Genomic DNA, 13,982 nt, shown 5'->3' with positions numbered 1-13,982 from the left:
AAAATCACATTCAATCAAACATTTGTTTGATTAATTTTTTATTAACTAATTATCGATTGGATCAATCTTCCTAAAAAGTTTTGCTATTTCCTTCTAAAAAAGAAATTAGCAGGTCCTAAAGGATGCACAAAAAAAAATAAAAAATGAATCTTCGCCAATTTTACAGCGCCGGCTTGTGAATGTACCTTGTCAGTTTAATCCCCATATCTGTCAGTACAATCTTAGAATTGGCGTTTCTGGAGATATGGTAAGATGCCTCGCTAATTTCCTCTACGATAGAGACGATGTTGGCACCATGGATAAAGCGCGAAAATGACTGCCAGTTAAAATTGCCCTCATTGAGTTTTTTGTAGACCAGGTTATCATTACCATAATTCTGCAGCATCGCCAAACGGAAGATCTCAATACAGTAATTAAGGAATTTGAGTTGCTTCTCCCGGTTCCATTCAGCGATTTGCCTTGCCCATTTCACAATTTCGCGCAAGACTTCCGGCTTTTTCTTGGCTTGGAAAGCATTACGAACCCATTGGATAAACAGAGTTTCGAATTCTGAAGCCGAATCACTATTCTTTAAAAGAGACTGTGCCAGATTCCAGTCGCCTTGCACCTGATAAGCAATTTCTTTTGCAGCGTCGTGCGCCTTTAGCTTCTCTGCGATCTCTTCGTCAGCAATCCTGGGTATATTGACGATCTGGCACCTTGATAAAATGGTTGGCAAAATATCATTGGTGTTTGGTGCGCACAGGATGATGTAAGTATTTTTGGGAGGTTCTTCCAAAAATTTCAGGATTTTGTTGGCCGCAGCAGCGTTCATCTTATCAGCCCTCCAAACAATAAGGATTTTACTGCCCCCTTCAAAACTTTTGAGGTTAAAGCGTTGCCCAATATCTTCAGCCTCGTCTGCAGAGATGAAAAACTGCTTGTTCTCCGATTCCAAAAAGCTCGTCCAGTCATCGAAAGAGGAATATGGATTAGCCAAAACCATCTCTCTGAAATTATCGAAAAAGCGTTTGCTCAATGAAACATTTTTTTCCGAAAAAACCGGAAAACTGAAATGCAGATCAAGATGATTAAGGTTCTCAACTTTATGTACTGATGCCGGATTTTCTTTAGCAAAAATCTCCTGTGCCATGGCCAAAGCCAAAGGCAATACACCAAAGCCTTCTTCACCTACAAAAAGCTGAGCATGCCCTACCCTTCCATCATGGATGCTGTCTTGCAATAATTTTTTGGTGGATTGCTGGCCTATGATCTCGTCCCATTTCATACGTAATTATCATTTTTTTTAAAAAGGTCGTATGCAATCGCCCAAATCAAAATGAGTCAACTTTAACAAAATTGTAATCGGCGATTTCATAAGAGCAAAGATAAATATTAGATTTTAGTTGACAGATTTTAGTTGACAGATTTTCTGCAAACAGATCAAAACGACAAACGGGGACAATCTTATATTGTAAGGTATTGGTTGCTAAAGATCCCGCAATTGCCGTAAGGACTTAACAAACTTTAACCGAAATATATTTTTGCAATTCATTATTAATTAAGATATTTGCGCATTGAAATTTTAAAGGATGAAAAGAATTTTTGTTTTATCATCAGTGGTAGCAGGATATTTCCTCAATGCGCAGAGCATCGGTAATTCACCGTATGGCGCTTACGGAATCGGAGATGTAAAATATGATAATACAGTTGATATCAGTTCTATGGGTGGGATTTCTACGGCATATATCTGGGATTTTAATAATAATTTTAATTTCCGGAACCCGGCTGCAAATACCAATCTGGAGCTTACAACACTAAAAGTTGAAGGTGCTAATGAAAATAATTATTATAAGTCTGACTATAATAATATGAGCAGCACCAAGCATTCTACTTATCTTTCTAATATTACGATTGCTTTCCCAATTTCTAAAAAAATAAAATTTGGGATGGGTTTCCAGCCCTACAGCTCCAAGTCTTATAATGTTTTGACGACGTCTCAGCTCAGTAATAACGCTGATATCACCGAGGCACACCACTTCCACGGCGATGGTACGCTTAACACCGTGCAGGCTGCTTTTTCTTATCAGGTAAGCCCGGAGTTTGCATTAGGTCTTAGATCTAATTTCTATTTTGGAAAGCTTTATGATATAGAGGAAGCCTCTTTTACAGGAGCCGAATTGATCAGTGGGTACAGCAATAGTTACAGGATTGAGACGTTTAACTTTACACTGGGTACCACTTATCAGAAAAAGCTGGCCAATGATCATAAACTGACTTTGGGAGCAACTTATACTTTTGGTAACACCGGAAGTATGAAAAACATCTATACAAACAGTACCTATTACTATCTTTTGGGTGATACAAAAGCTTCTGAAACCATTATCGAGGAAAAGACTACTTATGATAAGAAGTTTTTGCCACAGGAGGCATCTTTGGGTCTAGGCTATGGCCACGACACCAAGTGGTTTTTGGGCGCTCAGGTAGATTATAAAAAAGGAGAAAACTTTAACTTCCTTGGACAGACACTGGCCTATCAGGATTCTTACAGATACTCTGTCGGAGGTTGGTATTTGCCAAACTTTAATAATTTCCGTTCTTATTTTTCCCGAGTTATCTACCGTTATGGTGCCTATTATGAGAAGGGTAACCTTCAGATCAACGGAACCAATATCAACAAGTATGCAATTACTGCAGGTGTTACCCTACCTTTCCAGAAAAGTACCATCAACCGTATGAACAGTATCGATCTTGGCCTGGAACTTGGAAAAAGAGGAACTCTGGATAACAATATGATTCGCCAGAATTTTATAAATTTGAGAGTTGGAATCAATTTCGCAGATAAGTGGTTTGGTAAACGCCTTTATAATTAATGAGCGGATATTGATAATCTCCATGAAAGATTATTGCTTGAACATATTTAAACTAAAAACATCACAACAATTCATTTTGTTGCTGATGTTTTTTCTTATCCAGTCCTGTGAAGAAGATCTTACCAAGATCAATGCTCAGAAAAAAACCAACTTTGCATCGCAGGTGATCTATAACGGTAATATTATTCAACGGGATTCGGGGCTTGTGAAAGTCAACTTCCGCGCGCCGCTGATTGAGAAATATGAATTGATAGATTCCCCATATGTAGAAGCAAAAAAGGGCATCTATCTTGAGTTCTTTGATAAAAAATCGAAAACCCCGGGCAAGATATGGGCAAAGTATGCGAAGTACAATGAGAAAAGGGATTTTTATTTTGCCAAAGGCCGTGTAAAAGTCATTACAACGGAAGGGCAAACCTTTGTGATGGAGACTATCAATTGGGACAAACGCAACAAAAAAATGTATACCAAAGATACCGTATTTGTATCCGACAAAGATGGGAACATCCTGGTAGGTTCTCATGGAATGGTTGCCAAAGATGACTTCTCCGAGTATACTTTTTTCAACAATTCCGGCAGTTTTAACTCTACCAATTTACCGGCAACCAGCAAGTAAACCGGCTAATTGCTGATAGCAATTTTAAATAAATGTTAGAATTAAATAATATATTGAGATCAGTAATTCTCTATCTATTTTGCACTGAGCAGGTTCATAATTTGACTTCTATAAAACAATTCTAAAATTTGGAACATCAGGTTTTTTTTGCCATTGGTCTAATGTCCGGCACTAGTCTGGATGGCCTTGACATTTGCTATGCCCAATTTATCAGAAATGACGACGGTTGGGATTTCCACATTCTGAGTTCTGAAACGATCCCGTATTCTGCAGACTGGGAGCAATCGTTAAGAAATGCCACCCATCTGTCCAGCGAAGAACTTTTGCAACTGAATGTTGATTATGGTTTCTTCCTTGGCGAAAAAATACAGGAATTTGTCACAAAATATAACATTGAAAATCCAGATCTGGTCGCTTCACATGGCCACACGGTTTTTCATCAGCCCAACAAAAAATTCACCCTACAGATTGGTGATGGCAGAGCCATAAAGTCTAAGATCAACACAACGGTTATCTATGACTTCCGGAGTCAGGATGTGATATTGGGAGGTAATGGCGCTCCGCTGGTTCCAATTGGCGATGAATATTTGTTTTCTGAATTCGACGCCTGCCTTAATCTTGGCGGATTTTCTAATATTTCTCTGAAAAGAAACGGAAAACGAATTGCCTTTGATATAGTTCCGGTAAATATTATCCTGAATTACTTGGCCAAAAGACTGGGCGAAAAGTATGATAAAGACGGTGATTTTGCAAAGTCCGGAAGCATTGATACGAATCTTCTGGAGCAGCTTAACCATTTAGAATTTTATCAGGAAAAAGCCCCAAAATCTCTGGGAACAGAATGGATTAATCAACATATAGTTCCTCTGATCAAAGATCAGAAACCAGAAAACCTTCTCGCTACTTTCACCGAACATGCCGCCTTACAGATTGCACAGATATTAGAAGATTACAAGGTCAGAAATGTGTTGGTAAGCGGCGGTGGCGCTTATAATTCTTACCTGATAGAAAGGATAAAAGCAAAGACCAAAACCGAAATACATATTCCAACAAATGAAATTATTGAATATAAGGAAGCTTTGATTTTTGCTTTTATGGGTGTTTTGAGATTCCTGAATCTCAACAACGTGTTGTCATCTGCAACAGGAAGTCTACAAGATCACTCCAGCGGGCTGATTGCTGATTAAAGCTGCTCGATTTTATCGGTCAAAGAATTGATAAAATTCTGCAACGGCTTTTCTACCATCATTTTGATAAACGGATTAAATTTCCCGTCAAACAGAAGTTGTACTTCGGTTTGGTTTACACTTACTGGGTTCATAGTTCCTGTCAATGCAAAATCAAGGCTGGAGCTGGCAGATTTTAGCACCACTTCTTTATCAGACACATTTTCTATTTTCAGGGCAATTTCCGGCATTCCTTTGAGTCCAAACTTAAACCCGTTATCCTTTACCTCAAATTTTTGCAGGCCATCAGGCATCAGATCTTTATAATCTTCCGGTTTTTTCAACATTTCTGCCAATTCCGATGAAGATTTATTTACGATAATTTTTCGTCCTTCTAGATTCATTTTTATATTTTTGTATTAATATTAAAAGCCTTACAAATGTATAAAGTTTTTATCAATGAGAAAGAATTAATTTTGAGCAGAGAGCCTCAAAACAGTCCTAAAACACTGAATTACGATGGCACGCATAGCTTTGATTTCGCTATTGATCTGCTTGAAAATACGGCATCGCAAGGCCTTAATATTTACTGTAATGATATTGATCGGTTGTGGGCAGATTTTGGAAATTACTTCAAAAAGATTGACGCTGCCGGCGGTATCGTCCTTAATAAAGATCACAAGATTCTTTTTATACACCGCCTCGGAAGATGGGACCTGCCAAAAGGGAAACTTGAACCCGGCGAATCCAGAGAAGTGGCTGCCGTAAGAGAAGTGGAAGAAGAATGTGGTATTTTTGACCTCGAACTCAAAGACTTTATCAATTCTACCTATCACATCTATACCGACCGCGATGGTAAGAAAATCCTGAAAACAACCTATTGGTTTGAGATGTTTTATCCCGGAAACAGTACACCAAAACCACAGGTAGAAGAGGGCATCAATGAAGTTGGCTGGAAAGATGAAAACGATATTAACCTTACGATCTTACCGTCTACTTTCCAGAATATAAAACTGATTTTAGATAATTTCAAAAGTAAAAAACCTCAATAACTGAGGTTTTTTTTTATAAATAATCAATCACTTTTTCCAAAGCAATTCCTCTGGATGCTTTGAGAAGTACATTGTTTTGCTGCACAGGATGCGCTTTTATATAATCAATCAATTGAGCAGTATCTTGAAAAGCCAGATCAGAGAAATTAATTGCTTTGAAATTAGGGCCTACAGTAATGATCTCATCAAAGCCGCTAGCCTCTGCCAAATCAAGGATCTGCTGATGCTCCTTCTGGCTCTCGCTGCCTAACTCGAGCATATCGCCGATAATGATCAGCTTGCTCCCCTCAAAAGTTTTAAAATTTTCTAATGATGCTTTCATACTGCTGGGATTGGCATTATAAGTGTCCAAAACCAACGTAATATTCCCCTTTTTTTGAATTTGGGACCGCATATTAGACGGGAAATAATTTTCTATTGCTTCTTTTATAGTGTTTATATCGATCCCAAAATACAAGCCTAATGTTACAGCAGCACAGATATTGTCATAATTGTAATTACCGGTAAGATTAGAAAAAATACTGGTGCCCTGATAATCTACACCTACAAAATGTTCTTTGTAAACAGGTTGATAATGATAATCAGAACCAGCTGAACCAAAAGTGATGACGTTGTGATAATCACCGGTCTTTTGCTTTTGGATGTCATCATTCTGATTGACAAGAATCTTCTGATGGTACAGTTTAAGATAGTCATACAGTTCAGATTTGCCTTTTATTACACCCTCGTAACCTCCAAAACCTTCTAGGTGTGCTTTCCCAAAATTGGTGATATACCCGATTGTTGGCCTTGCAATAGTGCAAAGGAAGGCAATCTCTTTCTGATGATTGGCGCCCATCTCTACCACGGCAATCTGATGCTCATCTCTTACCGAGAGTATCGTAAGTGGTACGCCAATATGATTATTAAGATTACCTCTTGTGTACTGCACATTCTTCTCAGAAGCTAAAACCGTACTGATTAATTCTTTGGTCGTGGTTTTCCCGTTGCTACCCGTCAATCCAATTACCGGAATAGCCAGCTTTTCTCTATGGAAAATAGCCAGCTCCTGCAAAAAGTCCAGCGTTGAAGGTACATAGAAAATATGCTGCTGTGGATCAGAAAAATACTCATCTTCTACAATTACTGCAACTGCGCCATCATCGATGGCTTGTGCAGCCCTTTCTGCAGCATTATAGTTTTCACCGGAAAATGCAAAAAACAGGTCGCCGCGTCCTATCTTTCTGCTGTCTATTACAACATTGGCAGAACGCAAAAAAATGGGATAAAACTCATTAACATTCATGATTCAAAAATATTAAAATGCCCTCAGATAAAACAAAAAAACAGCAGAAAATTCTGCTGTTTTTGTATTACTAAATTTAGATATTACCTTTTTGTACGTGCTGACTTAACATTCTTAGCATCCTGTGCTACACGGAAACCAATCCACCCGTAACCTTTTGTCTGATTTTTAAACCTTCTCTGTCCCGGATCCAGCCAGTATGCAGAATCTAACCAAGAACCGCCTTTTACCACTCTGCTGTAATCATTGATTTGAGAAGTAGCCTGTTTCTTGTCTTTTTGCAAAACAACATTTCCGCTTTTATCGACGATGAATTTTTGTTTTACAGAATTGTACATATTAAAGTATGTACTGTCGCTTGGAGGTGTACCACCAGAATCCAGCGAAGACTGGAAATCACCATCACGGTAGTTTCTGTTGTCTTCTACAGTTTTTCTTTCAAATTCTCCTGGCAAACCTTTGTAAACCAAACGGCCATCTGCCAAAGTATCATATTTGATTTCTGTATTACCTACTTTTTTGTAAGATCCGTCAGCGTTTTTAACAGCCTCTACAACAACATTACCTCTGTAATAGTTAAAATCGCTGAACTCCTCATCAATCATTGGCCTGTAGATATCCGCTACCCATTCTGCAACGTTACCATACATCCCGTAGATCCCAAGATCATTGGATGGATATTGTTTAACATCAGACGTTGTAGGCGATCCGTCATTTTTCCATCCTGCAACACCGGAGTAGTCACCACGACCCATTTTGAAGTTGTCAAGATACATCCCTTTGTTACGACCTTTTTTACCTTTCAGATTAGCAATCTCTATGTTTTTACCCAGATAGTTATTGTATTCTCTGTTTTTCTGAAGGCCCAATGCTGCAAACTCCCACTCCACTTCTGTAGGAAGCCTGAATTTTTCTACGATACCGGAGGTTGCATTTCTGTTAGCAGCAGCAATCTTCTCATTAGAAGTCTTGATACCACTTTTCTGTTGAAGTTTTTTCTTATCAATATAGCTTTCCAGTTCTGCATCATTAGACTTAAACTTATCCATATTGAAAGTAGCACCTGCGGTAGCAGCCTTATCTGCAGAATAAATATCTTTAGAAATTACGCCTTGTCTCATGAGCGCTTTTTCGTTTGCCCTCTCGGTTAACCAGTCACAATATTTGGTAGCTTGCAGCCAAGAAACCCCGACCACAGGATAGTAATCATACTCTGGTGATCTGAAGTAAGTTTCTGCATAATCGTTTCTGGAAAGTTTATTATTCCAAACCAAGGTATCTGGCAAAGCACCTGTATAGATATGCTTGAAACTAGGATCTGATGAAGGGAAAACAAATTTTAGCCACGTTGTATATTCCCGATATTCTGAGTTGGTAATTTCAGTATCGCCAATGAAAAAAGAGCTTACCTGCATTCTTCTTGGCGTATTGTTCCAGTCATGCATTACATTGTCTTCTACCAGCCCCATTGTAAAGGTACCACCTTCCACATAGACCATTCCTGGCCATGCTTTTGGCTTTTGCTGTTTGCCAGAGAAGAACCACCCGTCTTTTTCGTTTGGTTTCCACCCGGTTTTGCTCACAAAGCCTTTTGTGCCACCACCTTTTTTGGTACCTCCGCCGCCACAACTCACCAGCAGCATTGATGCACCTAAAGTAATTACAGAAAACAACCTAATTTTTTTCATAATATGATATAGAAATTTTCAGAGTACAAAGAAAAAGGAAATTCTTTAATTAATCAAATATTGGATCCTTTTTTTTGATTAAACGCAATTAAATTATTTTTATTATATATCATTTTTTTAAAAAAATCGTTTATTTTGTAATCTTAATAATAATGTTGATGAAATTAAAGCTTTATATTGTTGTTTTATGCCTTATTTCTGCATTTTTTGTAGCCCAAACAATTACTTTGCAATGGGAAGGTTATAAAGAAAACGATTATGGTACAGAAAAAGTTACCTACCCTTTTTTCACAAATCACAGCTATCTTGTTGACAATAACTCTGTTTATGTGTCGCTAAGTTACAAAACAGACAGCCAGGTTGTATTGGATCAACTCCAGTGGCAGGAACTTTCGCCCAGGGATGTTAAAGATCTTAGTATTAACTCGCTTTCATCAAACCCGCGCGTCAGCATAAGTTATGATATGGATGACAAACAGCAACAATATGCTACTATCAACGCAGAAGCTCTGAAAGCAGAGAACAACAAAATCTATAAACTGGTCTCTTTTACGATTGCAAAAACCGGAAAAAAAGTATCTGCGCTGTATAAAAACGGAGCTCAAAAAATAGGATCTACGGATAACCCCTTGAAATCAGGGACTTTTTATAAAATCCGGGTAGATAAATCAGGTGTTTTCAAAATAACAAAGCAATTCTTACAGCAGAATGGCCTTAACCCGGCCAACATCAACCCAAGAAATTTTCGGATCTATGGTAATGGTGGCCTTATGTTGCCAGAATATAATCAGGACTATCGCTACAGTGCGCTGCAGCAGGACGCCATACAGGTTGTTGGAGAGGAAGATGGTGTATGGAATGATAATGATTATACCTTGTTCTATGCTCAGGGTCCTAATGGCTATAATCTCTTTGGTTCCGGTAACAGAAGAACGGATTACCGAAGTGACCAGACCAAAAACGTGGTTAATATCTATGAAAATTACGCCTATTATTACATCAATTTTGATATTGGCCCGGGAGATCGTATCACCGAGTTAGATAATGCAGTTCCTACGCAACTGATCACACGGTATGATGATTATCAATATATTAACGAAGAAAAATATAATCCTATCAAGTTAGGAAGGAACTGGATAGGTGACGTAATACCAGGCTCTAAAGAACTAACTTTTACGACTAAAAGCCCCATACAACCCAATGATGTCATTAGCTTTAAGACTCAAATCATTGGTTATACAGCACAGCTTGGCTCGGCACAAATATCATTTAATAATAATTCCACACAAAGAAATATTTCAGCCTCAGATTCTGATTATGTAACTATAAAACACGAAGGTTCTTTATCTAATCTTACAGGCAACACCTTACAATTTAATTACTCTACCAATACCAGTTCCAGCCCCAAAGCTGCTTTTTATTTTGACTACGCAGAGGTCCAGTACAAAGAGGATCTGGTATTCAATGGCACCCAAATGAATTTCCGTTCCTATGATATTGCAGAAAACAGTAATAACCTTTATGGCTTTTCTATGGGAAATAATGCCGGCGCCGAGCAGGTCTGGGATGTTTCCGACGTTACAAAGCCTAAAAGAATGATCAATAAAAATACTCAGAATAATATTTTTAATTTTGGGTATTTGGCGAACAGCAGTTTTTTCAATAATGAATTCACTGCTTTTAAAGCTGCCAGCGCATTTGATCCTGTTTTCGTAGGCCGCATAGAAAATCAGGACCTTGCCTCATTAAGTAATGTAGATTATCTTATTATTACACAAACTGCGATGCTGTCGCAGGCGGAGCGGTTGGCTGCTTATCATCGCTCAGATGAAAGTTATAACGTTCAGGTTGTAGATGTTAATAAAATATATAATGAGTACAGCAGCGGAAGCAAAGATATTACAGCCATACGGGATTTTGTAACCAAACTCAATACATCATCAGGAACTCTAAAATATGTTCTGCTCTTGGGTGATACATCCTATGATTTTAAGAACAGAATATCCGGCAATACAGACATCCTGCCAAGTTATCAAAGCGAATACAGCTCTGACGTAAAAAGCAGCTACGTTACAGACGATTATTTTGTGATGACATCGCTTCAGACAGCTACAGACATTGCCCAAATTTTACCTAACGTGCCTATCGGGAGATTACCAGCTGCCAATGTGCAGGAAGCAAAAATCCTTATTGACAAAACACTGGCTTATTATAATGCACTCCCAGGGCAGTCCAATCCTTTTGGTGAGTGGCGTATGAAAATGGATTTTGTAGCAGATGATGATTTTGATGGAGACGGGCCTGGTAATATTGGAAAACCCTTTCATAATCTTGTAGATTACGCCATCAAGCAAACTTTTGAGACCAGTACAGACAAGCCTGAATACAATATCAAAAAACTTTATCTCGATGCTTTCCAAGCTGTTACAAGCGCAGGTGGGCAACGTTTCCCGCAGGTTAATCAGGCCATCACCAACGACGTAGGCAACAGCCTTTATCTCTTTTATTTTGGGCATGGCGGTGTAAATGGTTGGGCACAGGAACGTATTTTAACCTCTACAGAAGTTCAGGGTTTTAACAATTATACTCCAGTTTACAGTCGCTTCCCGTTGGTATCCACCATCACCTGTGAATTTACACTTTGGGATGAGCCGGGTGCCAACTCTGTGGGTGAACAGATGATTAAACATAACACAGGAGGTGCAGCTGCAATGATTACCTCCAGCAGGGCTATTTCTGTAGATTATGGCAGAAAGCTGACACCACTTTTTACACAGAAACTTTTTAATCTTGATCCTGTCACCAAAGATTTTGCAACGCTGGGAGACGCACACCTGGCTGCAAAGAGACTATACGGACTCACTTATTACCCAGGCAGTGCCAATGCATCTGTCTCAGACCACCTGAGGGTTAACTTCTTGGGGGATCCTGCTATGAAACTCAGCAGGCCAAAGAAATTGATTGATATTGTCAAAATCGATTCCCCTGATCCTGATAAAATAAGAGCTCTGGATTTTGTAAAAGTCACCGGACATGTGACAAAAGCCGATGGTACTGTGGATAATACTTTTAATGGCAGAGTCGCCATCAATATCTTTGATAAAAAGATTACTAAAACGACGCTTAATAATGATAACCTGCCCGATTTGGCCAACAAACTCACTTTCCTGGAGGAACCGAGCGCCATTGTAAAAGCTTCGGGTAAAGTAACCAATGGCCAGTTTCTGGTTGAGTTTTATGTACCAAAAGATATTAACTATACTGATGGTGATGGTCGTATAATGGCCTACGCCGATAATTTTGCAAGTGCTGGAGCTGGCAGTGGCAAAAAGAGTTTTGATGTGTTCACCAATCTTACTAAAAAAGTTGGTGGCATTAATCCTAATGGTATTAATGACACAGAGCCACCAGCTGTCAACCTTTATATGAACAATATCAATTTTGCCAATGGAGGAATTACAGACCAAAACCCGATGCTTTTGGCATGTGTAAAAGACAATATGGGCATCAACTCCACAGGTTCGGGTATTGGGCACGATATTACATTTGTATTGGATGGCGATGTTGTGAACACTACTGCTATAAATGATTATTTTTCCTCAGGAGATGGTAATGGCTGCACCAGCAACCTTGCGGACTATCAAAAAGGATCCGTTACATTCCCTTTAAAAAATCTTACACATGGAGAACACCAGTTGGTTTTCAAAGTTTGGGATATCAACAATAATTCTACCTCATCTACGTTAAACTTTATAGTAAAAGATGAATCCGATAAAAAACTAATCGTCAACAGACTTTTAAACTGGCCAAACCCTTTTACCAATAAAACTTATGTACAGTTTGAGCATAATTGTGATGACATCCTGGATGTGAATGTGCAGATATACACCATCACAGGGAAAATTGTAAGAACATTGTCTGCGACCGTTTCCGCAGAAAAATCATTAGAAGGCTTCCGTACGCCAAGACAGGCTATAGAGTGGGATGGGAAAGACGATTTTGGAGATACTGTAGCTAAGGGAACTTATATTTTTAAGATATTTGCCCGTAGCCAGAATCAGGAGAAATGTGCAGGAGGTGCTACTGCGGTAGAAAAAATGGTATTATTAAAATAAAAATTAAACATATCGGTAAATTTTTACCTTAAAAGAAAAAAAATGAATTTCACAAAACGATTATTTTTAGGTTTGGGACTTGCATCAGCTGCTTTTGCTTATTCCCAAAGCAATCAGACCGTACTTACCGGTGCAGTATTTTTAAGAGTCTCTCCAGATGCCAGATCTGGTGGTATGGGGGATCAGGGTGTTGCTACCAGCTCGGATGTTTTCTCACAATACTGGAATGCTGCAAAATATCCTTTCAGTAAAGTATCCTCTGGTGTTGGTCTTAACTACACACCTTGGTTAAGCAAAATTACCAACGACACATTCCTGTTTTATCTTCCTTTTTACACTTTCATTGGAGATGACGAGCGTTCTACGCTGAGTGCGAGTATCAACTACTTTAATATGGGTGAAGTACAACTGAGTGAATTGCCTTTGGGTGGCTCGGGCGAACCGATCAGTTTAGGAACTTCTACACCTAATGAGTTCTCTGTGGACGTTGCATACGGATTAAAATTATCCGACAATTACTCAATGGCAGTTACTGGTAGATTTATAAGATCAGATATTGGTGGCGGTTTCAATTCCAACAGTACGCTGAAAGCTGCCAACACCTTTGCAGTAGATGTTTCCGGATATTTTATGTCGCCTAAACATGAGAGTATCAGTGGTTACGAAGGCCGCGTAAAAGGTGGATGGGCAGTACAAAACCTAGGACCAAGACTTGATTATACAGGGGACGAAAACTCAAGATCTTATTTGCCAACTATTGCGAGGCTAGGTATTGGATACGATTTATTGATTGATGACCAGAACCGTTTCAGCCTAAGTGGCGAGGCTTCCAAACTATTAGTTCCCGGACCTGATGAAACAACGGGAATCATCCCTAATGTAGGTGTTATGGAAGGAATTGGAAAATCATTCGGGAACAAAAAAAGCATCATGTTCAGCGGTGCTGCAGAGTATTCTTACGATGATGCTTTTGCATTGCGTGCCGGCTATTTTGCAGAATCTCCGGAACAGGGTTCCAGGCAGTATGCAACCGTGGGTGTTGGGCTTAAGTACGCGTCTTTTGGCCTGGATCTCTCCTACTTAATCAATACTTCCAAAATTAACACAGCACTGGATAACACCCTGCGATTTGGACTGACATGGAATATTGGCAGCGAAACCTATAACGCTCAGGATTATTAATTAATCTTATTTTTATATAATCCCAT

General features: G+C 39.0%; 10 protein-coding genes. 6 read left to right on the top strand and 4 right to left on the bottom strand.

Features of this window, described 5'->3' with window-relative positions; translation table 11 throughout:
• Window positions 1-160 precede the first annotated feature (160 nt).
• The gene (locus B0B05_RS10000) at window positions 161-1,267 is read right to left on the bottom strand and encodes a DNA polymerase III subunit (RefSeq protein ID WP_076783510.1); all 1,107 of its coding nucleotides are present in this window, start codon (window positions 1,265-1,267) and stop codon (window positions 161-163) included.
• 304 nt (window positions 1,268-1,571) lie between these two features.
• Here B0B05_RS10000 and B0B05_RS09995 point away from each other — a divergent pair, with 304 nt between their 5' ends.
• The 3 genes from B0B05_RS09995 to B0B05_RS09985 all read left to right on the top strand — a co-directional run bounded on the left by B0B05_RS09995 (window position 1,572) and on the right by B0B05_RS09985 (window position 4,655).
• On the top strand, window positions 1,572-2,852 hold the full coding sequence (locus B0B05_RS09995) for a BamG family beta-barrel-assembly machinery protein (protein ID WP_076783509.1): 1,281 nt from the start codon (window positions 1,572-1,574) through the stop codon (window positions 2,850-2,852).
• Between the two features lie 85 nt (window positions 2,853-2,937).
• Window positions 2,938-3,468, top strand: coding sequence for an LPS export ABC transporter periplasmic protein LptC (locus B0B05_RS09990; protein WP_076783508.1), 531 nt, complete (start codon window positions 2,938-2,940; stop codon window positions 3,466-3,468).
• Window positions 3,469-3,596: 128 nt separating this feature from the next.
• On the top strand, window positions 3,597-4,655 hold the full coding sequence (locus B0B05_RS09985) for an anhydro-N-acetylmuramic acid kinase (protein WP_262488149.1): 1,059 nt from the start codon (window positions 3,597-3,599) through the stop codon (window positions 4,653-4,655).
• Here B0B05_RS09985 and B0B05_RS09980 read toward each other — a convergent pair.
• Window positions 4,652-5,038: an SRPBCC domain-containing protein gene (locus tag B0B05_RS09980; RefSeq protein WP_076783506.1), complete on the bottom strand. Its 387-nt coding sequence runs from the start codon at window positions 5,036-5,038 to the stop codon at window positions 4,652-4,654. The genes B0B05_RS09985 and B0B05_RS09980 overlap by 4 nt on opposite strands.
• Before the next feature lie 36 nt (window positions 5,039-5,074).
• On the opposite strand from B0B05_RS09980, the gene B0B05_RS09975 reads away from it, so the two are divergent.
• Window positions 5,075-5,686 carry an NUDIX hydrolase gene (locus tag B0B05_RS09975; protein WP_076783505.1) on the top strand — a complete coding sequence of 204 codons (612 nt, stop codon included), beginning with the start codon at window positions 5,075-5,077 and terminating at the stop codon, window positions 5,684-5,686.
• 13 nt (window positions 5,687-5,699) lie between these two features.
• Here the strand turns inward: B0B05_RS09975 and B0B05_RS09970 are convergent, their stop codons facing one another.
• Together B0B05_RS09970 and gldJ are read right to left on the bottom strand one after the other, a co-directional pair.
• Window positions 5,700-6,971: a UDP-N-acetylmuramoyl-tripeptide--D-alanyl-D-alanine ligase gene (locus B0B05_RS09970; RefSeq protein ID WP_076783504.1), complete on the bottom strand. Its 1,272-nt coding sequence runs from the start codon at window positions 6,969-6,971 to the stop codon at window positions 5,700-5,702.
• Between the two features lie 83 nt (window positions 6,972-7,054).
• The gene (gene gldJ / locus B0B05_RS09965; protein WP_076783503.1) at window positions 7,055-8,659 is read right to left on the bottom strand and encodes a gliding motility lipoprotein GldJ; all 1,605 of its coding nucleotides are present in this window, start codon (window positions 8,657-8,659) and stop codon (window positions 7,055-7,057) included.
• A gap of 158 nt (window positions 8,660-8,817) precedes the next feature.
• Between gldJ and porU the strand changes: the two genes are divergently transcribed.
• The gene (gene porU, locus B0B05_RS09960) at window positions 8,818-12,774 is read left to right on the top strand and encodes a type IX secretion system sortase PorU (protein WP_076783502.1); all 3,957 of its coding nucleotides are present in this window, start codon (window positions 8,818-8,820) and stop codon (window positions 12,772-12,774) included.
• A 42-nt stretch (window positions 12,775-12,816) separates the two neighbouring features.
• On the top strand, window positions 12,817-13,956 hold the full coding sequence (porV, locus tag B0B05_RS09955; protein WP_076783501.1) for a type IX secretion system outer membrane channel protein PorV: 1,140 nt from the start codon (window positions 12,817-12,819) through the stop codon (window positions 13,954-13,956).
• The last annotated feature ends 26 nt before the right edge of the window (window positions 13,957-13,982 follow it).

It is taken from the genome of Epilithonimonas bovis DSM 19482 (assembly GCF_900108115.1).
Classification (GTDB): domain Bacteria; phylum Bacteroidota; class Bacteroidia; order Flavobacteriales; family Weeksellaceae; genus Epilithonimonas; species Epilithonimonas bovis.
The sequence above is the reverse complement of the archived record's forward strand: the minus strand, read 5'-3'. Positions and strand labels throughout refer to the sequence as shown.

What these genes read in the sequence shown, in the direction of transcription:
- gldJ (WP_076783503.1), bottom strand. Translation starts at nt 8,659, where the DNA reads ATGAAAAAAATTAGGTTGTTTTCTGTAATTACTTTAGGTGCATCAATG.
- porU (WP_076783502.1), top strand. Translation starts at nt 8,818, where the DNA reads ATGAAATTAAAGCTTTATATTGTTGTTTTATGCCTTATTTCTGCATTT.
- porV (WP_076783501.1), top strand. Translation starts at nt 12,817, where the DNA reads ATGAATTTCACAAAACGATTATTTTTAGGTTTGGGACTTGCATCAGCT.
- B0B05_RS09980 (WP_076783506.1), bottom strand. Translation starts at nt 5,038, where the DNA reads ATGAATCTAGAAGGACGAAAAATTATCGTAAATAAATCTTCATCGGAA.
- B0B05_RS09990 (WP_076783508.1), top strand. Translation starts at nt 2,938, where the DNA reads ATGTTTTTTCTTATCCAGTCCTGTGAAGAAGATCTTACCAAGATCAAT.
- B0B05_RS09995 (WP_076783509.1), top strand. Translation starts at nt 1,572, where the DNA reads ATGAAAAGAATTTTTGTTTTATCATCAGTGGTAGCAGGATATTTCCTC.
- B0B05_RS09970 (WP_076783504.1), bottom strand. Translation starts at nt 6,971, where the DNA reads ATGAATGTTAATGAGTTTTATCCCATTTTTTTGCGTTCTGCCAATGTT.
- B0B05_RS09975 (WP_076783505.1), top strand. Translation starts at nt 5,075, where the DNA reads ATGTATAAAGTTTTTATCAATGAGAAAGAATTAATTTTGAGCAGAGAG.
- B0B05_RS10000 (WP_076783510.1), bottom strand. Translation starts at nt 1,267, where the DNA reads ATGAAATGGGACGAGATCATAGGCCAGCAATCCACCAAAAAATTATTG.